The 23591-nt window shown below is 62.8% G+C and carries 23 protein-coding genes; 14 read left to right on the top strand and 9 right to left on the bottom strand.

Going from position 1 to position 23591, the window contains the following annotated elements:
• Positions 1-35: 35 nt before the first annotated feature.
• From THIVI_RS13565 to THIVI_RS13550, 4 genes are all read right to left on the bottom strand, one after another.
• Positions 36-1046, bottom strand: coding sequence for an NAD(P)H-dependent glycerol-3-phosphate dehydrogenase (locus THIVI_RS13565; RefSeq protein WP_014779142.1), 1011 nt, complete (start codon positions 1044-1046; stop codon positions 36-38).
• On the bottom strand, positions 1043-1525 hold the full coding sequence (gene secB, locus THIVI_RS13560; RefSeq protein WP_014779141.1) for a protein-export chaperone SecB: 483 nt from the start codon (positions 1523-1525) through the stop codon (positions 1043-1045). The genes THIVI_RS13565 and secB overlap by 4 nt, the downstream gene beginning before the upstream one ends.
• Positions 1526-1583: 58 nt before the next feature.
• Entirely contained in the window at positions 1584-2015 is a 432-nt protein-coding gene (locus tag THIVI_RS13555; protein WP_014779140.1) for a rhodanese-like domain-containing protein, read from the bottom strand.
• 178 nt (positions 2016-2193) lie between these two features.
• A complete protein-coding gene (locus tag THIVI_RS13550) occupies positions 2194-2562 on the bottom strand; it encodes an ArsR/SmtB family transcription factor (RefSeq protein WP_014779139.1) in 369 nt (122 codons plus the stop codon).
• Positions 2563-2668: 106 nt separating this feature from the next.
• Here THIVI_RS13550 and THIVI_RS13545 point away from each other — a divergent pair, with 106 nt between their 5' ends.
• The 7 genes from THIVI_RS13545 to THIVI_RS13515 all read left to right on the top strand — a co-directional run bounded on the left by THIVI_RS13545 (position 2669) and on the right by THIVI_RS13515 (position 11216).
• On the top strand, positions 2669-4006 hold the full coding sequence (locus THIVI_RS13545; protein WP_014779138.1) for a murein hydrolase activator EnvC family protein: 1338 nt from the start codon (positions 2669-2671) through the stop codon (positions 4004-4006).
• 212 nt (positions 4007-4218) lie between these two features.
• Complete coding sequence (locus THIVI_RS13540; RefSeq protein WP_014779137.1) at positions 4219-5541, top strand: S41 family peptidase; 1323 nt, start codon at positions 4219-4221, stop codon at positions 5539-5541.
• Positions 5542-5561: 20 nt separating this feature from the next.
• Entirely contained in the window at positions 5562-6116 is a 555-nt protein-coding gene (locus THIVI_RS13535) for a DJ-1 family glyoxalase III (protein WP_014779136.1), read from the top strand.
• A gap of 324 nt (positions 6117-6440) precedes the next feature.
• Positions 6441-7556 carry an MraY family glycosyltransferase gene (locus THIVI_RS13530; protein ID WP_014779135.1) on the top strand — a complete coding sequence of 372 codons (1116 nt, stop codon included), beginning with the start codon at positions 6441-6443 and terminating at the stop codon, positions 7554-7556.
• Positions 7553-9403, top strand: coding sequence for a polysaccharide biosynthesis protein (locus THIVI_RS13525; RefSeq protein ID WP_014779134.1), 1851 nt, complete (start codon positions 7553-7555; stop codon positions 9401-9403). The genes THIVI_RS13530 and THIVI_RS13525 overlap by 4 nt, the downstream gene beginning before the upstream one ends.
• Before the next feature lie 104 nt (positions 9404-9507).
• Positions 9508-10656, top strand: coding sequence for a phosphotransferase enzyme family protein (locus tag THIVI_RS13520; RefSeq protein ID WP_014779133.1), 1149 nt, complete (start codon positions 9508-9510; stop codon positions 10654-10656).
• A gap of 80 nt (positions 10657-10736) precedes the next feature.
• A complete protein-coding gene (locus THIVI_RS13515; protein WP_014779132.1) occupies positions 10737-11216 on the top strand; it encodes a division/cell wall cluster transcriptional repressor MraZ in 480 nt (159 codons plus the stop codon).
• Between the two features lie 27 nt (positions 11217-11243).
• On the opposite strand, the gene THIVI_RS13510 is transcribed toward THIVI_RS13515, so the two are convergent.
• Positions 11244-11906: a PilZ domain-containing protein gene (locus THIVI_RS13510; RefSeq protein WP_014779131.1), complete on the bottom strand. Its 663-nt coding sequence runs from the start codon at positions 11904-11906 to the stop codon at positions 11244-11246.
• A 667-nt stretch (positions 11907-12573) separates the two neighbouring features.
• Between THIVI_RS13510 and THIVI_RS13505 the strand changes: the two genes are divergently transcribed.
• Genes THIVI_RS13505 through sdhB form a run of 3 tightly spaced genes read left to right on the top strand, consistent with a single transcriptional unit; the run spans position 12574 to position 15853 of the window.
• Positions 12574-13206, top strand: a complete 633-nt coding sequence (locus THIVI_RS13505) for a succinate dehydrogenase/fumarate reductase transmembrane subunit (protein ID WP_014779130.1) — start codon at positions 12574-12576, stop codon at positions 13204-13206.
• Complete coding sequence (gene sdhA, locus THIVI_RS13500; RefSeq protein ID WP_014779129.1) at positions 13203-15089, top strand: succinate dehydrogenase (quinone) flavoprotein subunit; 1887 nt, start codon at positions 13203-13205, stop codon at positions 15087-15089. The genes THIVI_RS13505 and sdhA overlap by 4 nt, the downstream gene beginning before the upstream one ends.
• Positions 15086-15853: a succinate dehydrogenase iron-sulfur subunit gene (gene sdhB, locus THIVI_RS13495; RefSeq protein ID WP_014779128.1), complete on the top strand. Its 768-nt coding sequence runs from the start codon at positions 15086-15088 to the stop codon at positions 15851-15853. Before sdhA ends, sdhB begins: the two co-directional genes overlap by 4 nt.
• A gap of 132 nt (positions 15854-15985) precedes the next feature.
• Here the strand turns inward: sdhB and THIVI_RS13490 are convergent, their stop codons facing one another.
• A complete protein-coding gene (locus THIVI_RS13490) occupies positions 15986-16456 on the bottom strand; it encodes a hypothetical protein (RefSeq protein WP_014779127.1) in 471 nt (156 codons plus the stop codon).
• A gap of 293 nt (positions 16457-16749) precedes the next feature.
• Positions 16750-17052, bottom strand: a complete 303-nt coding sequence (locus THIVI_RS13485) for a hypothetical protein (protein ID WP_041447597.1) — start codon at positions 17050-17052, stop codon at positions 16750-16752.
• Positions 17053-17325: 273 nt separating this feature from the next.
• On the opposite strand from THIVI_RS13485, the gene THIVI_RS13480 reads away from it, so the two are divergent.
• The 3 genes from THIVI_RS13480 (at position 17326) to THIVI_RS13470 (ending at position 19782) form a co-directional block, all read left to right on the top strand.
• Positions 17326-17925, top strand: a complete 600-nt coding sequence (locus THIVI_RS13480) for a histidine phosphatase family protein (RefSeq protein WP_041446998.1) — start codon at positions 17326-17328, stop codon at positions 17923-17925.
• Between the two features lie 265 nt (positions 17926-18190).
• Entirely contained in the window at positions 18191-19246 is a 1056-nt protein-coding gene (locus THIVI_RS13475) for a 3-deoxy-7-phosphoheptulonate synthase (protein ID WP_014779124.1), read from the top strand.
• Between the two features lie 44 nt (positions 19247-19290).
• Complete coding sequence (locus THIVI_RS13470; protein WP_014779123.1) at positions 19291-19782, top strand: DUF4124 domain-containing protein; 492 nt, start codon at positions 19291-19293, stop codon at positions 19780-19782.
• Between the two features lie 44 nt (positions 19783-19826).
• Here THIVI_RS13470 and THIVI_RS13465 read toward each other — a convergent pair whose 3' ends face one another.
• Positions 19827-22025, bottom strand: coding sequence for a xanthine dehydrogenase family protein molybdopterin-binding subunit (locus tag THIVI_RS13465; protein WP_014779122.1), 2199 nt, complete (start codon positions 22023-22025; stop codon positions 19827-19829).
• Positions 22018-22482 (bottom strand): (2Fe-2S)-binding protein, encoded by a 465-nt coding sequence (locus THIVI_RS13460; RefSeq protein ID WP_014779121.1) that lies wholly within the window; start codon positions 22480-22482, stop codon positions 22018-22020. Before THIVI_RS13460 ends, THIVI_RS13465 begins: the two co-directional genes overlap by 8 nt.
• 283 nt (positions 22483-22765) lie before the next feature.
• Here THIVI_RS13460 and THIVI_RS13455 point away from each other — a divergent pair, with 283 nt between their 5' ends.
• The gene (locus THIVI_RS13455; RefSeq protein ID WP_014779120.1) at positions 22766-23251 is read left to right on the top strand and encodes a hypothetical protein; all 486 of its coding nucleotides are present in this window, start codon (positions 22766-22768) and stop codon (positions 23249-23251) included.
• The last annotated feature ends 340 nt before the right edge of the window (positions 23252-23591 follow it).

Here is a 23591-nt window from a genome sequence, read left to right as displayed (position 1 = left end):
CCAACCCACTGAGTACGAATCAGCTTTTACGTCAGTCAACCGATCTCCGGTCTGGGCTCGCGCTCCAGCAATGCGCGCGTGGCCTGATCCGGCGAAACCTGCTCGTAGAGAACGCGGTAAACCTGCTCGCTGATGGGCATCTCAACGCCGAGCTTCTCGGACATGGCGTGAATCGATAACGCCGTCACCACCCCCTCGACCTCCTGGCCAATGTCAGCCAGCGCCTCCGTGACGCTCAGCCCGCGCGCGAGGGCCAGACCCATGCGACGGTTACGCGACTGATTGTCCGTGCAGGTCAGCACCAGATCGCCGACGCCGGCAAGCCCGGTAAAGGTCTCGGCGCGTCCGCCCAGCGCGGTACCGATGCGAATGAGTTCAGCCAGCCCACGAGTGATCAGAGCGGCGCGGGTATTGGCGCCGAATCCCAGGCCATCCGCGATGCCGGTCGCGATCGCGAGCACATTCTTCGCGGCGCCACAGACCTCGACGCCCACCATATCCTCGCTGGTATAGGCGCGGAAACGTTCGCAATGCAGGAGACGCGCAATCCGTTCCGCAAAGACCGCCTGGCTGGACGCGACTGTGACGGCGGTCGGCAGCCCCCGAGCGACTTCCAGGGCAAAACTGGGGCCGGAAACCACGGCAAATTGCCGCGCCCCCAGTTCCTCCTGAGCGGCTGCATGCAGGAGTTGACCGGTCGCCGGATCAAGACCTTTTGTCGCCCAGGCAACCCCGATACGCTCGGGGAGTCTCTCGGACAAGGCGTTGGCCACAGGTCGGAAGGCATGACTCGGAACCGCGATCAAACAATCGGTCGCCCCATCGAGCGCCTCGTCCATGGAGTCGGTCGGCATCAGCTCCGGCGGCAAGGGAAAGCCTGGAAGAAACTGGCTGTTCTCGCCATTCCTGCGCAGTGCCTCGATTTGCGCCGCCTCATGCCCCCACAATCTCACGTGATGGCCATTTCGACACAGCAGTATTCCGAGCGCGGTACCCCAGGAACCCGAGCCGAACAGCGCAACGGTTGCGGAGGATGCTTGGCTCAATGTTGGCTCGGCGTGACGCCGCCGGCTTGGGACTGCTCCAGTGCCTGCTGTTGATGTTGGGCAAAGAGCGCATCGAAATTGACGTGCTGAAGGACGAGCTGCGGGAAACTGCCCTTGACGACAAGGTCGGAAACCACTTCGCGGGCATAAGGAAAGAGCAGCGTCGGACAATAGGCGCCCAGCATGGGGCCAAGCTCCGCCTCCGAAAAGCCATTGAGGCTAAAGATGCCGGCCTGTTGGACTTCGACAATGAAGGCCGTCTTCTCTCCCACCATGGCGGACACCGTCACCGAGAGGACCACTTCGTAAAGATGCTCGTCGAGATGATTGATTTTGGTCGTGAGGTTGAGATCGTGTTTCGGCTTCCATTCTCCCCGAAAAATCTCTGGCGCATTCGGCGCCTCGAAGGACACATCCTTCGCATAAACGCGCTGAACGGAGAATTGACGTTCTGTCGGTTGCTGCTCGTGTTCGGCCATGCTGGATTCCTGATGAGAGTGGGAACAAAGGTAACGGATGCCGACACCGAATCCAAATTCAGCGTTTTTTGCGGGTCAGCGGCAGGCTTGCGGACTCCCAGGCCATGAGACCGCCTCGAAGATTGTACACTTCCTCGAAACCTTCCTTGCGGAGCTGGGTGCAGGCCATGGACGATTGCGATCCGGATCGACAGCTGACGATGATTGGTTTTCCTTTATACTTTGCCAGGGTTGCCATCTGATTTTTAAACCCATTCATCGGTATATTCAGGGCGTTGATGATATGTCCCTTGGCATAATCCGCCGCCGGCCGCACGTCGATGACCGCGGCATCCCGATGATTCATCATCTCTGTGGCCTCCATGGGATCGACGCTGCCTTTGCTGCCAACCAGAATATTGTGGGTCAGTAGCCCGAGAATCACGGCCAACGCCAAAAACAGGTACCAGTGATTCACTACGAACTCGGCGAGTTGGTCTAATAACGGCATCGGTCTGCTGTCTCATGTAGGGTTGTAGCGCCACTTTAGGCAAGCGACGAATGAGTCGCGCGATTGACCGGCATCCGTGAACGCATCTCGCGTACGCGCACACCCTGTCATCGGCTTGAGGCAAGTTTTGAAGTATAAGGATCGCGCGTGCGCGCGTCATCTCGGGATCGGCCGGGCGTTAGCGGACGTGGTGGCAGAAAACCTCGCGCATCATCCCGATCAGACGCAGCGTGCGTCCGTCGCTGACCCGGTAGTAGACGCGATTGGCATCCTTGCGGGAGGCGAGGATGCCCTTGTCGCGGAGAATGGCCAGATGCTGGGAGATATTGCTTTGGGACGTTCCGACATGGTCGACGATTTCCTGGACGCTGATCTCCCGATCGCCAAGCGTGCACAGGATCTTCAGTCGCAGCGGATGAGACATTGCTTTCAGCGAACGGGAAGCACGTTCGATATCGTCGTCATCCGCGAAGAGATCCATCTCCTCCCGGTCGTTTTCCGGCAGGTTCAAGATCGGTCTGGGAGGATGGCTCAGGTTAGTCGCCATTGCATCGCATCTGATTAATTTATCACCATACAATAATAAACTCTTTTCTTGCCGACTGCGAAGCGTTCGCGCCATCGACACCTGGTTCGCGACCGTTCGGGTTCTGATGATCCTGGTCTCTCCGATGTTAAATGCCTGGCACCACCGCGACGATCGCGTCCGCGAAGTATCCGCCCGCACGGCGTCCGCCTGCTTTCCCCGACGGCTCCAGGGTCGCCGATCGTTCTGCGTCGCGTGCCTCCTGCTGGCTGGACTCTCCCTCGCGCAAGCCGAGGACGAACGCGAGCCCTCGCTCGAAAGACGCAGCCAGGAGTTACTCGACATCGAGGAACGGGCCGCGGCGATCGGCGCGGAATTGATCGGGCGCAAGGCCGATCGGCTCGCGCTCATCGACGAACTGGAAGCGCGCGAGCGCAATGTTGCCGAACTCAGTTTGGCCAACCGCGAACTCGAACGCCTAGTGAGGGAACAAACTCGCGTTGCCACGGCGCTCAGGGCACGTCAGGCGGAGGAGCGCCAAGCCTTGCGGAAGGAGCAGGATCTGCTGATCGAACTGGTGCGCACCGCCTATGTGATGGGGCGCGCGGATCGCTTGCGCCTGCTCCTCAATCAGGAAGATCCGACCCAGGCAAGTCGCGTCCTGTCGTATTTCGCCTATTTCAATCGAGAGCGGGTGAGGCGCATCCTCTCGGTTCGGCAACGCGCGGAACGTCTCGCCGACCTGGCGCGCGACGCCGAACAGGAAGCCGAACGGCTGGCCGAACTGGCCAGGAGCCAGGAAGCGACGCGTCAGCGGTTGGAGCAGGCAAAGCAACAACGCGCCCTCGTTTTGGCGCAGTTGGAGGAAACCATCGCAAACCGGGCGGAAAATCTGCAAACTCTGCGAAAAGACGCCGAATCGCTCCGACTGCTGGTTGAACACCTGCGCCAACGGGCGCAAATTCGGGCTGAACTAGGCATTCATCGAGCACCGTTTCGAGAGCGCAAGGGCGAACTCGCCTGGCCAATCCTGGAGGGTCGCATCCTGGCGAGTTTCGGGGCGCCCAAGGAAGACTCGGAGTTGCGTTGGGATGGCGTGTTGCTGGCGGCACGGGAGGGCGAGGAGGTGCGGGCGGTGAACGACGGGCGAATCGTCTATGCCGATTGGCTGCGCGGCTTTGGGATGCTCCTGGTGATCGATCATGGCGACGGCTTCATGACGCTGTACGGCCATAACCAAACCCTGCTGCGAGAGCTTGGCGAGTGGGTCGCGACCGGCGAGGAGATTGCCCTCAGCGGGAACAGCGGAGGACGCGACAAGCCGGTACTCTATTTCGCGATTCGACATAACGGACAGCCGCAGGATCCCGTCGCCTGGTGCGGCGGATCGGGTCGGCAGGGAGGCATGGCGGCGGCGCGCGCGATCGCTATCGAAGGCGAGATTCAGCGCTCCCCCGCTTTGTGAAGCGCGAACAAACATGCGATGCTAAGGTTGTCGCATCGAAACCGCGTCCAGATTAACATGCGCCGTTTTGTGCCTGGATGCGCTGGACTGGATCGTGCCAGCAAGCGTCGCCCACCGACGCGGTTTCCCAATTCTCCGGCGATTCCAACGAAGTGTGCCTGTCCCGACGAACGGCACGCAGTCTCAAACCAACTATTGATTGAATCATCACCATGATGCGCCCTCGGTTTGCATTGCTGTTTAGCATTGGGTTCCTTGTCTGTGTGGCGGCCCGTCAAGACGGGATTGCCCATGCCGAGGCGCCCGTCGCCGCTCCGGTTAAAGACCAGGCGCAAAGCCTCCCGCTCGATGAATTGCGGACATTTGCCGATGTCTTCGGACGGATCAAAGAGGACTATGTCGAAGAGGCTCAGGACAAATCCCTGATCGAAAATGCGATCCGCGGCATGCTGGCCGGACTCGACCCCCACTCCGCCTACCTTGACACAGAGGAATATCGCGACCTGAAGGTCGGCACCAGCGGAGAATTCGGCGGCCTGGGCATCGAGGTCGGCATGGAGGACGGCTTCGTCAAGGTGATTGCCCCCATTGACGACACGCCGGCCCAGCGCGCTGGCGTACAGTCGGGCGACATGATCATCCGGATCGACGACAAGCCCGTGAAAGGCTTGAGTCTGAACGACGCGGTCAAAATGATGCGCGGCGAGCCGGGAACCAAAATCCAGCTCACGGTGATGCGCGGCACCGATCAAAAACCTTTCGAGTTGACCATCGAACGCGCGGTCATCCAGGTCGAGAGCGTCAAAAGCCGCATCCTGGAGCCAGGCTATGGGTATGTCCGGCTCTCGAATTTCCAGGGGCCGACGACCGATGACATGCTCAAGGCCATCGAGGAACTGAAGCTCGCGAGCGGCGGCGCGTTAAAGGGCCTGGTGCTGGATCTGCGGAACAATCCCGGCGGAGTCCTGAACGGCGCGGTGGGTGTCAGCGATGCCTTTTTGACTGGCGGCCTGATCGTCTACACGCAAGGACGGGTCAAGGACAGCAAATTGCAGTTCAAGGCCGGCCCCGACGATGTCCTGGCGGGCGCCCCGATCGTCGTGCTCGTCAACGGCGGCAGCGCATCGGCCTCCGAGATCGTCGCCGGCGCCTTGCAGGATCACAAGCGCGCCATCGTCATGGGCACCCAAACCTTCGGCAAGGGTTCGGTCCAAACGATCGTTCCGATCGATGACGCCACCGCGCTCAAATTGACGACCGCGCGTTATTACACCCCGTCGGGGCGCTCGATTCAGGCCCAGGGCATCACCCCGGACATCACGCTCGAACGCGGCGAATTCAAACCGCTGACCGATCAGGACATGAGCGCGCTGAAAGAAGCGGATCTGGTGCGCCATCTCGGTCAGGAAACGCCGAAGCCCGACTCGAAAGAAAATGCCGCCAACGCGCCGCTGATCGCCGAGGACTATCAATTGGCCGAGGCGCTCAATGTGCTCAAGGGATTGAATATTCTTGGCCGCCCAGCCAGCAAATAAACCTTTGCCGGAGAAAGATCATGCCCAGGGTACTCGTTCCCCTCGCGCAAGGTTGCGAAGAGTTGGAAGCCGTGACCATCGTCGATCTCTTGCGTCGAGCCGAGATCGACGTGGTCACCGCCAGTCTGCATGACGGCCCCGTCACCGCGAGCCGAGGCACGGTGTTGCTGGCCGATACCGCGCTGGACGCCGTACTGGACGAGGATTTCGAGATGATCGTGCTGCCTGGCGGACTGCCTGGAGCCAAGCATCTGGAAGCCGATCAACGATTGCTTGCCATGCTGCGGCGTCAGCGGTCCGCCGGACGGTATGCGGCCGCGATCTGCGCCGCGCCCCAGGTTCTGGCGCGCGCCGGGCTGCTCGATGAGAAAACGGCGACCAGCTATCCTGGATCGGTGAACGCGGCCGAGTATCCGCGGGTGAATTTCGTCGACCGCCCCGTGGTGGTGGACGGGCTGATCGTGACGAGTCGCGGGCCGGGCACCGCCATGGATTTCGCGCTGCGCTTGATCGAGTTGCTACGGGGCCGCGAGCGGCGCGATCAAGTGGAACGCGCGCTGGTCAGAGCCACTTAGAAACTGTCCATTAACTGTTTCCCGATTTGAACTGTACTCTGTGCTTGGCGACCTTGAATCCGTTCGTGGTGAGTCCTGAGCCCGTCGAAGGGTCGAACCATGAACGGATTCAAGGTCAACATCGGAGCGCGATTTTCCGATCATCCTCGACCCTTCGGCAAGCCTGTCCTGAGCGAAGCCGAAGGACTCAGGACGAACGGAAAATCGGGAAATCTTTTCCGGAAATCATTCTGTCGGGCAAAATCGGGAAATTGTAAGTGGATAGTTTCTTAGGACAAGTCGGTCAGGGCGAGTCGTCCTGGGCGGTTCGCGCAGGACAGATTGATGAACCCTGAATCGCCGATTCTCGCGGCATTGCCGGTCGCGTCCCTGTTCTTGAGTCTGCTCGCTACGCGTTGGCTGATTGCAAACGCGACGGCTGGCAGAGGGCCGATGGATGTTCCGAATGCCCGCTCGCTCCATCGGACCCCGGTGCCTCGTACTGGCGGTCTCGCGGTCTTGTCGGGTTTGCTCGGTCCGCTGCTCATCCTGGCGGGACTGGGCGTGTCCGCGCCGGAGTTCGTCTGGCTGTTCGGGGCTCTGGCGCTCGTGGCCACCGTCTCCTTTTTCGATGACCTTGGCGACGTCTCGCCCTGGATGCGGTTGTTCGCCCACTTCCTGTCCGCGCTCCTGTTGATCGTTGGCGGTTTTCAGTGGTCGGTGCTCGATCTGCCTGGCGTCGCGCTGGCCCTGCCGACCCTCGTGGGAGGGGGTTTGACCATCCTCTACAGCGTCTGGATGATCAATCTCTATAACTTCATGGACGGCATGGATGGTTTCGCCAGCGGCATGGCGGTCTTCGGTTTCGCGGCACTGGCAATTCTGGGCTGGTCGGGCGGCGAGCCGCTGTTCGGTCTCGTCGCCACCTGTATCGTCGCGGCAGCCGCGGGGTTTCTGAGCGGGAACTACCCACCGGCTCGCATCTTTCTTGGCGACGCGGGCTCCTCAAGCCTCGGCATCCTGGCCGCGGGACTCTCGCTCTGGGGCGTCCAACTCGGTCTCTTCCCAATCTGGACCGCCTGGCTTGCCTTCTCGCCCTTCATCGTCGATGCCACCTGGACGCTGCTGACCAGACTGATCCGGCGCGAACGGATCTGGGAGCCGCACCGCTCCCATCACTATCAGCGACTGGTGCTTGCCGGCTGGGGGCATCGCAAGACGTTGCTGCGCGCCTATGTCCTGATGGCGGCCGCCGCCGCCTGCGCGGTGGCATCGCCACGACTCGCCACGCACGAGCAATGGCTGCTGCTCGCGGCCTGGGCGGCGATCTATGTCTTGATTCACATCAAAATCGCCCTGATCGAACGCACTTCGACTCCACTCAGTGCAAGCGCTGTGACTTCGCACCGTTCCAGTGACTCGACGCAGCACAACCCAAGGTCGACACCGAATCGCCCATGAATCCGATGATCGACCGGTTGCGGTCACGTACCGCAGCCTTTGCCCATGATCTGCTGACCATCCCGGCAAGCTGGCTGCTGGCCTATTGGCTGCGCTTCAATCTTGATCGGATTCCGCCGGATTTCGTCGCCAGCGCGCTGCAGTCGCTGCCCTGGGTCATCCTGATCCAGGGCACGATCTATTGGCTCTTCGGTCTGTATCGCGGCGTCTGGCGCTTTGCGTCCGTCCCGGACCTGGTGCGGATCACCAAGGCGGTACTCGCCGGAACCGCGGCGATCGTCGTCCTGCTGTTCATCGTCAACCGCTCGGCCCTGGTCCCGCGCTCGGTCCCGGTGCTCTATCTCGGGCTGCAACTCCTGCTCTTGGCGGGGCCACGCTTGATCTATCGCTGGCTCAAGGATCATCGACTCAATCTGTCGTCCGGCCAGCGGGTGCTGATCGTCGGGGCCGGACGCGCCGGCGAGATGCTCGCCCGCGACATGCTCCGCGATCCGCATCGCGCCTATTTTCCGCTCGGCTTCGTCGACGACAAGCTGCGCCGCCAGGGCGCCGAGGTCCATGGCGTCCCCGTGCTGGGACCGACCGAGTCCATCCCCGAACTCGTCGAGCGCCTGGGGATCGACCTCCTGATGCTGGCCATTCCGAGCGCGACGGCGCGCGAGATGCGACGGCTGGTCGAGCTTTGCGAACACGCCGGCGTGGCATTCCGAACCGTCCCCGAACTGCGCAGCCTGATGTCGGGTCAGGTCAATCTCAGTCAATTGCGGCCGGTGTCGATCGAGGATCTGCTCGGACGCGAACCGATCCAACTCGACTGGAGCGCGATCCACGACGGGCTCGCGGGTCGCGATATCCTGATCACCGGGGCCGGCGGATCCATCGGCTCCGAACTGGTCCGCCAGATTGCCGGCGCCGGACCGGCCCGCTTGATCCTCATCGATCACAGCGAATTCAATCTCTACCGCATCGAGATGGAGTTGCTGGAGACCTATCCGACACTGCGTTTTTCGCGCCATCTGCTGGATGTCGCCGACGCGCGCGCGGTCGCGGCGCTGTTTCGGGACGAACGTCCTGGAATCGTCTTTCACGCCGCCGCCTACAAGCATGTCCCACTGCTTGAAAACCAGCTCCGCGCGGCGGTCCGCAACAATGTCATTGGCACGCGCATCGTCGCCGAGGCGGCGGCGGCCAGCGGCTGCGAGCGCTTCGTCCTGATCTCCACCGACAAGGCGGTGAATCCGTCGAATGTGATGGGCGCGACCAAGCGCATCGCCGAATCGATCTGTCAGATGTTGGACGGCCAGTCCGCGTGCCGCTTCATCACCGTGCGTTTCGGCAATGTGCTGGGATCGGCGGGCAGCGTGGTGCCCCTGTTTCAGCGTCAGATCGCGCGCGGCGGCCCGGTCACCGTCACCCATCCGGACATCGAGCGGTTTTTCATGACCATTCCCGAGGCCTGTCAGCTCATCATGCAGGCCGCCACGATCGGCGACGGCGGAGAAATCTTTGTCCTCGACATGGGCGAGCCCATTAAGATCCGCTATCTTGCCGAGCAGATGATTCGCCTGTCCGGACATGAACCGGGCGAGGGGATTGCCATCGACTATGTCGGTCTGCGTCCGGGCGAAAAGCTCTACGAGGAGCTGTTTTATGCCTCCGAAGAACTCGTTGCAACGCGACACCCCAAGATCCGGGTGGCGCGGCGCGGCACCGAACTGAACCGCGCGGAGATCGGCCAGGAACTTGCGTCGCTCCAGCGCGCCGCCGAGACCGCCAACGCCGTCGACATGCTCGCGGCTTTTGGGGCGCTGGTTCCGGAATGGCATCGCATGACCGACGGGGCTTAAAGTGATTTCCGTGAAAGACCTAACTGTCCGTGTTGCCGACCGGAGGTCAGTGGCGAGCGCTCGCGAGAGACCTTCCGGTCAATTCGCATGGGCCGGAAATTGCCTTGATCATCAATCGATCCTTGCCAATCACCCCGCTCGGCCAGTCGTTTAGCCGCATGCGCCAGCAACCGCCCCACTGCCACGAGATCGCCGCCCGGTTCGCCATCGCCCATCCGCTCGGCGCCATCGAGCCGCTGGGGCGGGGGCTGATCAACGACACCTTCAGTCTGGACGCGGGCGGCCAGCGTTACGTGCTCCAGCGCATCAACGGCGCGGTCTTTCCCGCCCCCGAGCGGATCATGGCCAACCTGCGCGTCCTCGGCGCGCATCTGGCCGAACGGGCCGATACGGGGCTGCGCCTGCCGTCCCTGATCGCGACCCGCGAGGGGGGGGATTTTCTCCGCGACGCGGATGGCGCCATCTGGCGGTTGATGGAATTCATCCCGAATGCCGTGACCCTGACGCGCATCGAGCATGACGCCCAGGCACGCGAGGTCGGCGCCGTGCTCGGGCGTTTCCATCGCCTGGCCGCATCGCTGCACAGCGAGCGGCTCGCGCTTTCCCTGCCGGGCTTCCATGCCACCCCGGAGTATCTGACGCGTTTTTTGGCCGTCGCCGGGCAGGAGGCGAGGCAAGAAGGACAGGCGATTCGCGACTGTCTCGATTTTGTCCTTGAACGGCGGGGGCTGGCGGACGTGCTGGAGGCGGCGCAAGCGTCCGGGGCGATCCCGCTCAGGGTCACGCACGGCGATCCCAAGCTCGACAACATCCTGTTTGCGCGCGACGGCGGGCATGCGCTGGCACTGATCGATCTCGATACCGTCCAGCCGGGTCTGATCCAACATGATCTGGGCGACTGTCTGCGCTCCTGCTGCAACCGCGGCGGCGAGGGAACGCGGGATCCCGCCGGAGTGCGGTTCGATATGACGCTTTGCGCGGGCATCCTCGCTGGCTACGCCAATGAAACCCGCGGCGTTCTCGCCCAGGCCGATATCGATCTGCTCTATGACGCGATCCGTCTGATGCCCTTTGAACTGGGTCTGCGCTTCCTGACCGACCATCTGGAAGGCGACCGTTATTTTCGGATCGATGAACCGGGCCAGAATCTGCGCAAGGCACGCATCCAATTCGCCCTGGTCGCGGAGATCGAGCGCCAGGAAGAGGCGCTCCGGGTGCTGATCGCCACTTGCTTTGCCCATGCGCTAAACTAAACTGCATTGCGCCGGTCGCCGTCCATCATGGAAAGATCAGTTCGCTGAAAAGAACGCATGTCAATCTGGAAGCGGTTTACATGAATCATCTGCTCGGCGAATTCGACGGCAAACTAGACGCCAAGGGGCGTCTGGTTCTGCCTGCCGGACTCCTGCGGCAACTGTCGCCGGAGACTGCCCAGCATTTCGTCATCAATCGTGGATTCGAGCGCAATCTTAGCCTCTATCCCTACGCGGAATGGCAGCGCGTCAGCGCGCGCGTCAATCGACTCAATCCGTTCGTGCAAAAGAACCGCCAGTTTGCCCGCTATTTCTATCGCGGCGCCACCGAACTGCGCCTCGATGCCAGTAACCGGCTGCTCCTGCCGCGCCGTCTGCTGGAATACGCGGAGATCGAGAGTCAGGTCGTGCTGGTCTGCTTCCCGTCCTTCATTGAACTCTGGGCCGAGGAATCCTACGGGGACATTTTCGACATCGAGCCTGCGGCGTTTGCCAGTCTGGCCGAGGAAATCATGGGAGAGCACCGCGCGGATCCGGACGCCGAAGACGAGAGCGATTGACCGCTGCTGGCGCTGGGTGGAACTTGCCTACCGATCCGGTACCAGCCCCGACACAGGCTTCTCCGCTTGCAGTTCTTTGTGACGCCGCAGAATATAGCGACCCAACCGATCCCGGTTCTCCTCCGAGAGTGGCTCGAAACGGATTCCCAACTGGATGCGACGATCGTCCAGCCGCGTCTGCCGCACCACGTAGCCAAGCAGACGCAGATACTCGCCCTGTCCAGGCAGAACCAGCCGGAGATCGCGTAACGGCTGATTCAGATCCGGAAGCCGATCCGCCCGTTGCTCGATCGCCATCCCGGTATAGGAGAGATTGACCACCCGCGGTTGTTCGAGTCTCCCGCTCTTGTCCTGGAGCTGCATCTCGTCGGTCCCCGGCGGCACCCGCCAACTGCGCGAGCGAGCGCCGCCCTCCAGCACCTCGGGCACGCCGATTTCGAGGGTCAGTTCTCCATTGTCCGAGCGGGTTCTCGGCTTTAGCGGGAAACGCAAGCGGTGCCCCTGCCAGCCGGCCTGGAGTTCGATCAGAGGGCTTTCCGAAAACCCGCCCAGAAGACCGGCAGCATCCTCGGAGATACGCAGCCAGCCACCTACCTCATCCTCGGGTGCTTGCCCGGAATCGGCGGCTTCGAGTTGCCGGATAAACTCCAACTCATCGCTCGAAAGGATCTCGTTACGGCTCGATGGCACTGACAATTACCTGAATAGCATGCGGTTCGACCATTGATCTCGTTCACAACGAACGTTCGGCCACGTCTCTTTAGACTTCAGACAAAACTGCGGACACGTGCCGGGCTGAAATCTATTATCTTTGTAAAGATAGTCCGAATATTTCATAAATTCGCCGATGAGTTCATTGGGCGTTAATCTGAATCGGTTTCCGGCGATACCCAGCCGACGAAGAATCATGTCTGGCGAGGGTAGCGAACATCCCGTCCGCTGGACGTATCGGCATTCCCGTCACTCGTGGAGGAGCATGTCGCTTCTCCTCGAACCGTTGATCGCTTGTGCTCAAGGGGTTTGGACGACAGCCCTTGAGGCCGAATGCCAGGGATGATTATCGTCGATCAGCCACGTTTTCGACTCCCGCCAACCGCATGGATTTTTTTTACCCTTCGACGTCTTTGGTTTTCCAGCGTATCCCGGAGGCACACAGACGCTGCTTGACGAGGGGTTCATCACCGAGAACGAGACCAATAACGCCTCGCCGCATTGACCTAACTCCGCTTCCTCACCGCGCACGCTCCGCGACCCGCGACCGCCGGCACGGAATTTCGCCAACCGAATTGCGCACGATCACTGAACCGCCCGGTCCATTAGCTTATGCTGAACTTCCGCCGCCACGGACGATCCCGCCATGCGCCAATTCGCCGCCGATCCGCGCTTTCTGCTACGACGACTGCATTCGCTGCTGGGCCTGTTGCCGGTCGGCGCCTTCCTGATCTTTCATCTGTGGGAAAACTCCCAATCCCGTTTCGGGGCGGAGCACTATAACGGCGAGGTCGTCGCCTTTTTGCAGGGGATGAACTATCTGCCGGCCCTGGAGATTGTCCTTATTGCCCTGCCGCTGCTGTTCCACGCCGGCTATGGACTGATCGTCGTCAACCAGATGCGCGCCGAACCGATCCGCTATCGCTATCTCAGAAATTGGCTCTACTGGCTGCAACGGATCTCCGGGATCGGCATCCTGATCTTTCTGCTGCTCCATGTCGGCATGACGCGCATCGAGGGCCTCTGGCGCGTCTCGGTTCGGGAGGATCTGTTCGGACACATGCAGCATCTGCTCTCGCAACCCTGGATGTTCGGGATCTATCTGGCCGGGCTGCTGCTCTCGGTCTTTCATCTGGCCAACGGACTCTCGGCCATGGGCATCGTCTGGGGTCTGACGACCTCGGCCCGCGCCCAGCGGCGGTTCGGCTTTGTCTGCGCTGGCCTCGGTCTGCTGCTCGCGGCCATCGGAGTCCATGGACTGATCGGGTTTCTGCCATGAAGACCACACCCAAGGCGATCGTCATCGGCGGCGGGCTGGCCGGACTCTGGGCGACCCTGCGCATCGCCGACGCGGGCTTTCCGGTTCAGGTGTTCTCGCTGTTCGAGGTCAAGCGCAGCCATTCGGTGTGCGCCCAGGGCGGCATCAACGCGGTTCTGGACACCAAGGGCCAGCGCGATTCCATCCACCAGCACATCGTCGATACGCTCAAGGGCGGCGAATATCTCGCCAATCAGCCGCCTGTCAAGAGCATGTGCGAGGCCGCGCCGGGGCTGATCCGCACCTTCGAGCGCATGGGCGTGACCTTCTCGCGCACCCCCGAGGGGCTGCTCGATCAACGCCTCTTCGGCGGCGTCAAGAATAAGCGCACCTGTTTCGCCGGCGCCAGCAGCGGTCAGCAATTGCTCTATGGCGTCGATCAGCAGGTGCGCCGGCTGGAAGCGCGGGGCCAGGTCAGCAAGTTTGAGTGGTGGGAATTTCTGTCCCTGCTCAAAGACACCGACGGCGTCTGTCGCGGCATCCTTGCGATGGACCTCAAGAGTCTGGAAGTCCGTGCCTTCCCGGCGGATGCGGTGGTGATCGCCACCGGCGGTTTCGGCCAGATCTACGCCCCCAAAACGACCACGTCGAGCCATTGCACCGGGGCCGCCGCCAGCCGCTGTTATCGACAGGGTGCCTGGTTCGCCAATGCCGAGTTCTTCCAGTTCCACCCGACGGCCATGATCGGGCGCGACAAAAACCGTCTGATGAGCGAGGCCGCCCGCGGCGAGGGCGGGCGCATCTGGACGCCGCGCAATCCCCGTGACGCGCGCGCGCCGAACGCGATCCCCGAAACCGCGCGTTTCTATTTCCTGGAAGAGTTCTTCCCGGCCTATGGCAACACGGTGTCCCGCGACGAGGCCTCGCGCGCGATCTGGCACGTCACCCGAGAGATGGGGCTAGGCATCCAGGGCACCGACCGGGTCTATCTGGACCTGACCCATCTGGACCGGGCCTTCGTCTCCAATCGGCTCGGCGCCATCCTGGACATCTACCGCAAATTCGCCGGAACCGATCCGCTCGCCGAGCCGATGGAAATCTTTCCCGCCGCGCATTACCCGATGGGCGGACTCTGGGTCGATTTCGAGCGCGACGAGTTTGGCGGGATGCGCCCGGACAGTCCCCGCAACCAAGCCACCAACATCCCCGGACTCTATGCCTGCGGCGAATGCGATTACGCTTATCACGGCGCCAATCGGCTCGGTGCCAATTCGCTCCTGTCCGCGAGCTTTTCGGGACGGGTCGCCGGCGAGTCGGTGGTGAGTTATCTCAGGGGACTCGACCATCATCGGATGTCACTGGATCAAGCCGGGGTCGCTTCCGACATCGACCGTCAGCAGCGGCTCAATCAAACCCTGATGCGTTCGGATGGTTCCGAGAACCCCTACCGGCTCCACCAGGAACTGGGCGCGCTCATGACCGCCAGGGTCGGCGTGGTGCGCGTCAATTCCGAGCTTGCGACGGCGCTGGACGAATTGCGCGATCTGGAGCGGCGAGCCGCTTCGGTCGCGCTCGGTGATTCGAGCGTCTGGGCCAATCAGACCCTGGTCTTCGCCCGCCAGCTTCAGGACATGATCCGGCTCGCGATGGTCGTCGCCAAGAGCGCGCTGGAGCGCGACGAATGCCGGGGCGCGCACCACAAGCCCGCGTTCAAGATCCCGCTGCCCGAGGGCAAGTTCGCCGGCGATCCCGAGTTCGAGGACTACCGCGCCCGCTGGCGGGCCAACAACGACCAGTGGCTCAAGACCACCATCGCTGAATTCAGCGCCGAGGGTCCACGGATCCACGACGAGGAGATTGACCTGAGCATCTGTCCGCCCACCGAGCCGCGGGATTACCGATGAAGGGATTGCCCGCGAAGACAACGTCAATTCGCTTCAGGATTCGCCGTCAGGACGCCCCTGGCAGCCCATCCTACTGGCAGGAATTCGCGATCCCCTATGCGCCGGATCACAATGTCATCTCGGCCCTGATGGTGGTGCGGAACAACCCGGTCACCGCGGACGGCCAGCGGGTCGCCCCGGTCGTCTGGGATCGCAACTGCATGGAAGAGGTCTGCGGCTCCTGCGCCATGCTCATCAACGGCGTGCCGCGTCCGTCCTGCTCGGCGCTGATCGACAGCCTGAGGCAACCCATCGTGCTGGAACCGTTGCCCAAGTTTCCGGTGGTGCGGGATCTGCTCGTGGACCGCTCGCGGATCGACGAGGGATTGCGCAAGGTTCGGGCCTGGATCGAGATCGACGGCGCCTGGGATACGCATGAGGGCGCGCCGCGCATCTCGCCGGGCGAATGGTCCGCCAATTATTTCTACAGCCGCTGCATGAGCTGCGGCTGCTGCATGTCGGCCTGTCCTCAATTCGGCCCTCACTCGGACTTCATCGGGCCTGCCCCGCTGGCGCAGGTGCGTCTGATGAACGCCCACCCCACCGGCCGCTACGACCAGGCCGAGCGGCTGCACGCCATCATGGGCGATGGCGGAATCAGCGACTGCGGGAACGCACAGAACTGCGTGCGGGTCTGCCCGAAGGCCATCCCCCTGACCACCGCCATCGGCGAGTTGGGACGCCAGACCACGGTGCAGGCGATCAAGGATCTGTTTGGCGGGTAAACCGCGTCTGGTGCGGCAGGCGAGGTGTCGAGTGAACGCTGTCCTGCGAGCGTCAACTCAAGAAACCGTCCAGCAATTATTTCCCAAATCGCTGAAACCGACGGCCAAATCGCCCGCAAGCGGGCTCCTGCGTTAACGCGAGGATTGCTGACGCGGGTTACGAAAGGGAAGAACACGGCCTTCCCAAGCCGCGCTCTCGGCGGACTGGCGTTCCAGCATCCGCTGGAGTGCCGGTCCCAGTTCGGTCATCAGCCTCTTTTGCGCTACTTGCGCACCGCTGACGTAGTAGATGATGTCGCAAGGAACCGGCGCGCTGAGCGATTCCCGTCCCGGCGCCGGTCGCCAGGCCAGCCGAATCAGGCGTCCGCCCTCGCCATCCTGATGCGCGTAGCCGCCCAGCGCATCGACGAACACGATCTCATCATGCTCGACCACCGCCAGATATTGCATGGAACGGATAGGGACGAAGAGACTGCCTCCAGGGCGAGTCCGTCCCAGCAGCAGTCGCAGGCGGTTATGGAGTCCGGCCGAAATGGCGCTCGTCTCGCGCGCGAATTCGGTCTCGGGGCGGAAAAAGGTCTCGCGGACAAAATAGCGCGACATGGTATCGGCCTCCGGGTCGCGGCGGATGGGTCGCTCAACCGCGTCTCGCCCAGCAATTCTCGGTTTGAACGTCACTGTATGAGCAGTGATGTCCCAGAAGTTGCTCGTGGTGTCTTGAAGCTGCTCGTGGTGTCCTGAAGCCGTTCGTGGTGAGGCCCTCGAACCACGAACGGCTTCACGCGCCGAGGCTCTGGATTTCACGCCCGCCCCCAATAACAACCTCCCCCAACCCATGATCGACGCCGACGGAACCAAGCGTGGTCGCATCGACGCGGATCACGCAAGGACGCGGTTTAATCGTTCTCGTCAAGCTCCGGATCCCAGCCGGCCATGCGCGCGCGCTCCACTGCCTCCGCATAGATCCGCGCATGTCGCTCGCGCAGCTCCGGCGGTAGATTGGAGGCCAGGTGGCCATAGGGCATCCAGGCATCGCTCACCTTGTCGTAAAGCGACTCGATGCCCTGGACGGTCCAGCCCTCGCAGGTTTCGTCTTCCGGGATGATCCCGAACACCCAGGCATCCCGGATGATATTGGCGGTCGGCGTCATCCCGCCCTGTTCCTGACGGTGGATCCCCTCGTAAATCTTGGCGTTCATCGCGTTGTCCCGATCAGGTTGATACTTGCCGAGTGCGTTGGAATTGGCGAAACCGCGAGCATACTGTGCATTGCGTGAACCTAGCGCCAGCATTCGCCAACCGCGCCTGGTCAGACGCGGCATAAAACTGTAACGTCTTAATCATGCTTTCGCCATGGGCGTCCGACTCATTATTTGGCGCGGGGAGCGACGACCATGACAGTCGCTTCTCGTCGCGCGCTGTCGATCATGCCGCGATGGCGACCGAACAGAAGCACCGAATGGGGCGCAATCATGCGGGACACACTGGTGGATCTGATCCGTCACGGCGAGCCGACCGGCGGGCGGCGTTACCGCGGCAATGGCACGGACGATCCGCTCTCCCCGCTCGGTTGGACCCAGATGCGCCAGGCGCTCGGCGATGCCGCGCCCTGGGATCGGATCCTTAGCTCGCCGATGACTCGCTGCCGTCTTTTCGCCGCCGAACTGGCGGGGCGTCATGGGTTGCCGCTGGTGATCGAGCCCGGTTTCATCGAGGTCGGGATGGGCGCCTGGGAGGGCCGTTCGCATGCGGAGATCGCCGCCGCCGATCCGGCGGCCTACGAGGCTTTCCAGCGCGATCCGGTCGGCTGCCGCCCGCCCGGCGCCGAACCGCTCGATCATCTGCTCGCCCGTATCGCTGGCGTCTATGAACGTCAGGTGACGGTCTATCCGGGACGCCATCAGCTGATCGTCTGCCACGCTGGCGTCACGCGCGCCATCCTCGGCTACCTCCTGCGCGCCGAGGCGGAGCGCTGGTATCGGTTGCGGGTCGATTACGCCGGACTCACCCGCATTCGCCACGGCCGCTTTGGGGCGAGCGTCGAATACGTGAATCGGCACAGGCTGAGTTGATTGGACGTCCGAACCCCAGGGACAGACGCGAATGTTCGGCCGTCCGCATCCGTCTTGCGTTGGAATGGGCGTGCCGCCGCCGGGAAGCGCCGACTGCAGGTCGGCAATCCCAGGGCTGCCGGTGATGCGGAAGCCGATGCCCTCACTCATCTGCCGTCGTCGCACCCCCTATCGATAGAATCGCCGCGACAACTGACAACTAAAGTTTGACGCTCGGGTTTCCGTTTATACTTCATCGCTTTCGCAACCGCCCCGGCGCTCCACCATGCACCGCACCGACGACCTGCGCATTCGCGACATCACCCAAGTCCGCTCGCCCCGTGCCTTGCACGAGGAATATCCGCTTTCCGAACAAGCCGCCGAGACCGTACACGCAACCCGCCACGCAATCCAGCGCATCCTCCACGGCGGCGATGACCGTCTGCTGGTCGTGGTCGGTCCCTGCTCGGTTCACGATCCACAGGCCGCGCTTGAATACGCGCAGCGTCTTCATCCCTTGCGCGAGGAACTGAGCGAGCATCTGTTGCTGGTCATGCGGGTCTATTTCGAGAAGCCGCGCACCACGGTCGGCTGGAAGGGGCTCATCAACGATCCCAATCTCGACGGCAGTTTCGAGATCAACAAGGGTTTGGGGATCGCCCGCAAGCTGCTGCTGGATCTCAACGAGATGGGGATTCCGGCCGGCACCGAGTACCTGGATCTGATCAGTCCCCAGTACATCGCCGATCAGGTGAGTTGGGGCGCGATCGGCGCGCGGACCACCGAGAGTCAGGGACACCGCGAACTTGCCTCCGGGCTGTCCTGCCCGATCGGCTTCAAGAACGCCACCAACGGCGACGTGCGGGTCGCCATCGACGCCATCCACGCGGCGGCACGGCCCCATGTCTTCATGTCCGTGACCAAGGAGGGTCAATCGGCCATCTTCAGCACCACCGGCAACGTGGACACCCACATCATTCTGCGCGGCGGACAGCGGCCCAACTATGACACCGAAAGCGTCAGCATCGCCGCCGAACAGATCGCCGACGCCGGGCTGACGCCCAAGATCATGATCGATTTCAGCCATGCCAACAGCGGCAAGCGGCCCGAGAAGCAGTTGCGCATCTGTCAGGATGTCGCGGGCCAGATCGGCCGCGGCGACCGGCGCATTATCGGGGTCATGATCGAGAGTCATCTGATCGCCGGACGTCAAAACCTGGATGCTGGCGGCGACCTCATTTTCGGTCAGAGCGTCACCGACGCCTGCGTCGGCTGGGACGACACCGCGCCCATGCTGCGCGAACTCGCCGAGGCCTGCGCGCGACGACGCGAGTGCTGCTGACGGGTCTGGTCAGGATCGTTGAGAAGAGGGAACGGAGACCGCGCATGTTGACTTTCGGGATTGACCGGCCCAGCCGCCTCGCGCTCGGCCTGATCGGACTTGCTCTCGCCGCGCACCCGGCCGGGGCCGGGCTGTACAAATGCCAGCAGGCGAACGGACAGGTCAGCTATCAGCAGACCGCCTGCGCGGACAATGCCGGAGGCGGCGCGCTGGCGGTCGACACCCGCGCTCCGACTGACGGCGGATCGAAAAGCCGGGATTATTCGATCGAATCCCAGGTCCAGGAGATGCGGGCCGAGCGGGAGCGGGTGTCTGGGGAGCGCGAGCGCGCCCGCAAACACGCCGAGACCGAGGCGCGTCGGTCACGCGCCTCCGCCCGCACCGAGCATGATCCAGCCAAATGCGCGAAGCAGCACGCCGAGGTCGCCAAGTGGCATCAAAAGATCCTGAACGGCTATCGCACCCGCAGCGAAAAGGATCTCAACGAAAACAAACTTGCCTATCATCAGGCGCTGGCGGATCGTTATTGCGAATGAAGGGGCAAGGCGCCTGGCGCCGTGCACGCCGAAGCAACCCGGCCTTATCCGCCCAACTGGATCGGCAGAGAACGCACCGGCTGTCCGGTGAGCGCGGACAGGGCGTTCGCCACCGCCGGGGCGATGGGCGGCGTCCCAAGTCCGCTGACCCCGCCCGGCGCGGCGTCACCGCGCACGAGATGGACCTCGATCGCGGGCATCTCATCGAAGCGTAACAGCGGATAATCGGCGAAATTGCCCTGTTCCACCCGGCCCTCCGACAGGGTAATGGCGCCCTTGAGCGTCGCGGTCAGACCGAAGACGACACCGCCCTCGATCTGGGCGCGCACGATCTCGGGATGCACGACCTGACCGCAATCCACCGCGCAGACGACCCGATGAACCCTGATCTGGCCGGCGCTCGCCGAGACCTCGGCGACCGTGGCGATGAAGCTGCCGAACGCCTCCGCCAGCGCGATCCCACGGGCGCGTTCCGCCATTGGCGGAGCGCTCCAGTCGGCGCGTTCGGCGGCCAGCTCCAGAACCTGCCGATGACGCGGACGGTCCGCGAGCAGGGTGCGCCGCAGGGCCAGCGGATCCTGGCCCGCGAGGCGCGCCAGTTCGTCGAGAAAGCATTCGGTGACGAAGGCGTTCTGGGTGTGTCCTCCGCCCCGCCAGAAACCCACGGGCACGGGGGTGTCGGCACGCCGATATTCCACTCGCCGATGAGCGATCGCGTAGACGAGATCGGCGGCGCCCGCGATCAGCGTCGGATCGAGACCCTCTGGCATGTCTGACGGGCGCACCCGCGCGAGCAGCGAAGGCCCGACGATGCGATGGAACCAGGCCGTCGGTTGGCCTTGTTCGTCGAGTCCGCCACGCAACCGATGCAGGGTCATGGGGCGATAAAAATCGTGCCGAAGATCGTCCTCGCGGGTCCAGATCACCTGGACCGGACGCCCCAGTAGCTTGGACAGTTCGACGGCGTCGATCACGAAATCCTGCTCGCGCCGACGGCCGAAGCCGCCCCCTAGCAGGGTGGTGTGGACCGCGATCCGCTCCGCCGGCAATCCAGTGAGGCGCCGCGCCGTCTCCCGGACGCCCTGCTGATCCTGGGTCGGGACGTAGACGGCACAGCGGTCCGGCCCGACATCGGCGCTACAGTTCATCGGCTCCAGGCAGGCATGGGCCTGAAACGGAACCTCGTACACGACTTCGACCTGTCGGTGCGCGGCGTCCAGCGCGGCGCTGACATCCCCCTGGCGGTGCGCGAGCGCGGCGCGGCCGGTCAGCGCGGCGCGGAAACGGGCGCGGATGCGCTCGCTATCCGCCGCGCTGTTGGTGGACGGGCGGCAGTCGATCTCCAGGATCTCGCGGGCGCGCAACGCGGCCCAGCTCGTCTCGGCGACCACCGCGACGCCATGACGCACCGTCAGAATATCGATCACTCCAGGAATTTTGCGCGCGGCGTCACCGCGCCAATTTCGCACGTGGCTTTCCAGGATGGGACAGCGTTCGATGGTCGCGTACAGCATGCCCGGAAGGCGCACATCGAGCCCGTAGCGTGCCTGGCCTGTGACCTTGTCAGGGGTATCGAGACGGCGCGGACGGGTTCCGATCAGGGTCCAGGTGTCGGGCGACTTCAGTGCGATCGGCTCGGAAGACGGTTCGGAGACCGGCAAATCCGCCGCCAGGACGGCCAGTTCGGCATAGGCAAGACTGCGCGTGCCGTCCGCGTGATGGACGCGCCCGCGCCGCGCTTGGCATTCCTCGTCAGGCACTCCCCAAGTGGTGGCAGCGGCGTTGATCAGCAGGCGACGCGCGACCGCACCCGCCTCGCGCAGTCCGGTCCAGGCATCGCGCAGCGAGGTGCTTTCGCCCGTCGCCTGCTCGCCCAGGAGCCGATTGATATAGTCGGAACCGATTGGCGCCAGTTCGATCTCGATCTGATCGAGTCCGACCTCCAGTTCCTCCGCCAGCAGCATGGGTAGGGTCGTCATGACGCCCTGGCCCATTTCCGAGCGTGCCAGAACCAATTGGATTCGGCCGTCGCCATGGATGCGGATCCAGGCATTGGGCGCGAATTTGGCGGGCGGATCCGCCGGACTTGGAATGGCAGGCTCCGGCATCGCGTCGGCTGGGGTGGGTGGCGGATCGGCGCGCGTGGGCAGAACCATCCCCAGCACCAGTCCGCCACCTGCCAGCGCGCCAATCTTCAGCAATGCACGACGGGTTAGCCGAACATTTTCAGGCAGATCAACCATCCCGAGCCTCGGGATTCGCGGCGCGCTGGATTGCCCGGCGGATGCGCGTGTAGGTTCCGCAGCGGCACAGTACCCCGGACATGGCGGCATCGATGTCGGCATCGGTCGGTCGTGGGTGCTCGTTCAACAGCGCCGCCGCGGCCATTAACTGGCCAGACTGGCAGTAACCGCACTGCGGCACCTCCTCGACGATCCAGGCCAATTGGAGCGGATGGCGTCCGTCCGGCGACAAACCTTCGATCGTGGTGACGGTCTTACCCGCAACGGCGGACAGCAGCGTGACACAGGCATTGACCGGCGCGCCGTCCAGATGGACGGTACAGGCGCCGCACTCGGCCTTGCCGCAGCCGTATTTGGTGCCGGTCAAGCCAAGATGGTCCCGCAGTACCCAGAGCAAAGGGGTACCCGGATCGAGATCGAGCTCGCGAAGCTCGCCATTCAGCGTCACGGAGATCATGGTATCCCCAACAGAATCAAGCGGACAAAAGGGACATTAGCATTGCAGATTTAAGGTCGCCACGAAAGCACGCGAACGGGCTCCATTGGCGGAGCGGCAGCCTTCACCGCTGGCGCCTCGGCGGGATGAATGACCTTCGGGTCCACAACGACAGCCGGTCTGTCGGTAACGCTGGCGATCGCGGATGGCGGAAAAACCTCATCCGTATTTGCACGGATAGCCCATCGAAATTTCCCCATTCATACTGACAATTCAAGTCAATTGATGAAAAAAGGTGAAAGCGATGGACGACATGGCGCATCAGACTGCCACGATCTCCAGCGGCGTGAGTGCCCGCGATGATTCGCGAGCCGAGGATCAATCCGCGTCGGGTGGGGCTCCCAACAACCTGTTTGCCAAACCGTTGGAAGCGACTCAGGAGATGGTGGATTCTTTTTTCAAGCTACAGTCCAAATTTGCCGGTCATGAAGCGGCATTCTCGAAGCTCTGGCTCGATTGGTGGAATCAGTCGGAATCGATGTTCCTCTTCTGGACCGACGCTCAGCGTCAACTGATCGATTCTTGGCGGCAGGGGATGAATGGGTTTTTCCCTTTGGAGTCTGATTCAGCGTCTGGCAGCGCGACCACTGCCTTGGGGAGTTGGCGCAGTGCGACCTCGCAAGCACTCCATCTGCAAAACGAATGGCTTCGGTTATGCGTCGCCTCGTTTGGCGAGGATCGGACCGGGAACACGACAAAGGCGCGGCAAGAAAGCGATTTGGATTCATAATTATCGGAGGAAATCCGCCGCTCTTTCCGCGCTGCGGTCGCGCGGCCATGCGCCGCGTCGCCGTCCTTCTTCGGTATCCGCGCGTTTATCGGGCTCGCTCGTACGCCCCGGCGTCCATCGTCGTCGCCTGCTCCACTGCCCGCCGGCCATTGTCGACCGTACGGAGTCGGCGCCCGCATGCGTCAGCCGATCATCCAAAATCGGCCAATTGATCTCCCCGTTCTCGGACCAGGCAATAAAGTGTCTTGGGTTCATCCTGATCAAGGATGTCAACCAGTGCAATCTCGTTCCTTGATCTATCGAAGGATGCGCATCATCTTTCCGGTAACGCGCATCTATG

The sequence above is a fragment of the Thiocystis violascens DSM 198 genome (genome assembly GCF_000227745.2).
Classification (GTDB): domain Bacteria; phylum Pseudomonadota; class Gammaproteobacteria; order Chromatiales; family Chromatiaceae; genus Chromatium; species Chromatium violascens.
This window is presented reverse-complemented; position numbering and strand designations above follow the sequence as displayed.

Coding starts and splice junctions, on each gene's coding strand:
- secB (WP_014779141.1), bottom strand. CDS start 1,525: ATGGCCGAACACGAGCAGCAACCGACAGAACGTCAATTCTCCGTTCAG.
- THIVI_RS13555 (WP_014779140.1), bottom strand. CDS start 2,015: ATGCCGTTATTAGACCAACTCGCCGAGTTCGTAGTGAATCACTGGTAC.
- THIVI_RS13550 (WP_014779139.1), bottom strand. CDS start 2,562: ATGGCGACTAACCTGAGCCATCCTCCCAGACCGATCTTGAACCTGCCG.
- THIVI_RS13545 (WP_014779138.1), top strand. CDS start 2,669: ATGATCCTGGTCTCTCCGATGTTAAATGCCTGGCACCACCGCGACGAT.
- THIVI_RS13540 (WP_014779137.1), top strand. CDS start 4,219: ATGATGCGCCCTCGGTTTGCATTGCTGTTTAGCATTGGGTTCCTTGTC.
- THIVI_RS13535 (WP_014779136.1), top strand. CDS start 5,562: ATGCCCAGGGTACTCGTTCCCCTCGCGCAAGGTTGCGAAGAGTTGGAA.
- THIVI_RS13530 (WP_014779135.1), top strand. CDS start 6,441: ATGAACCCTGAATCGCCGATTCTCGCGGCATTGCCGGTCGCGTCCCTG.
- THIVI_RS13525 (WP_014779134.1), top strand. CDS start 7,553: ATGAATCCGATGATCGACCGGTTGCGGTCACGTACCGCAGCCTTTGCC.
- THIVI_RS13515 (WP_014779132.1), top strand. CDS start 10,737: ATGAATCATCTGCTCGGCGAATTCGACGGCAAACTAGACGCCAAGGGG.
- THIVI_RS13505 (WP_014779130.1), top strand. CDS start 12,574: ATGCGCCAATTCGCCGCCGATCCGCGCTTTCTGCTACGACGACTGCAT.
- sdhA (WP_014779129.1), top strand. CDS start 13,203: ATGAAGACCACACCCAAGGCGATCGTCATCGGCGGCGGGCTGGCCGGA.
- sdhB (WP_014779128.1), top strand. CDS start 15,086: ATGAAGGGATTGCCCGCGAAGACAACGTCAATTCGCTTCAGGATTCGC.
- THIVI_RS13490 (WP_014779127.1), bottom strand. CDS start 16,456: ATGTCGCGCTATTTTGTCCGCGAGACCTTTTTCCGCCCCGAGACCGAA.
- THIVI_RS13485 (WP_041447597.1), bottom strand. CDS start 17,052: ATGAACGCCAAGATTTACGAGGGGATCCACCGTCAGGAACAGGGCGGG.
- THIVI_RS13480 (WP_041446998.1), top strand. CDS start 17,326: ATGCGGGACACACTGGTGGATCTGATCCGTCACGGCGAGCCGACCGGC.
- THIVI_RS13475 (WP_014779124.1), top strand. CDS start 18,191: ATGCACCGCACCGACGACCTGCGCATTCGCGACATCACCCAAGTCCGC.
- THIVI_RS13470 (WP_014779123.1), top strand. CDS start 19,291: ATGTTGACTTTCGGGATTGACCGGCCCAGCCGCCTCGCGCTCGGCCTG.
- THIVI_RS13465 (WP_014779122.1), bottom strand. CDS start 22,025: ATGGTTGATCTGCCTGAAAATGTTCGGCTAACCCGTCGTGCATTGCTG.
- THIVI_RS13460 (WP_014779121.1), bottom strand. CDS start 22,482: ATGATCTCCGTGACGCTGAATGGCGAGCTTCGCGAGCTCGATCTCGAT.
- THIVI_RS13455 (WP_014779120.1), top strand. CDS start 22,766: ATGGACGACATGGCGCATCAGACTGCCACGATCTCCAGCGGCGTGAGT.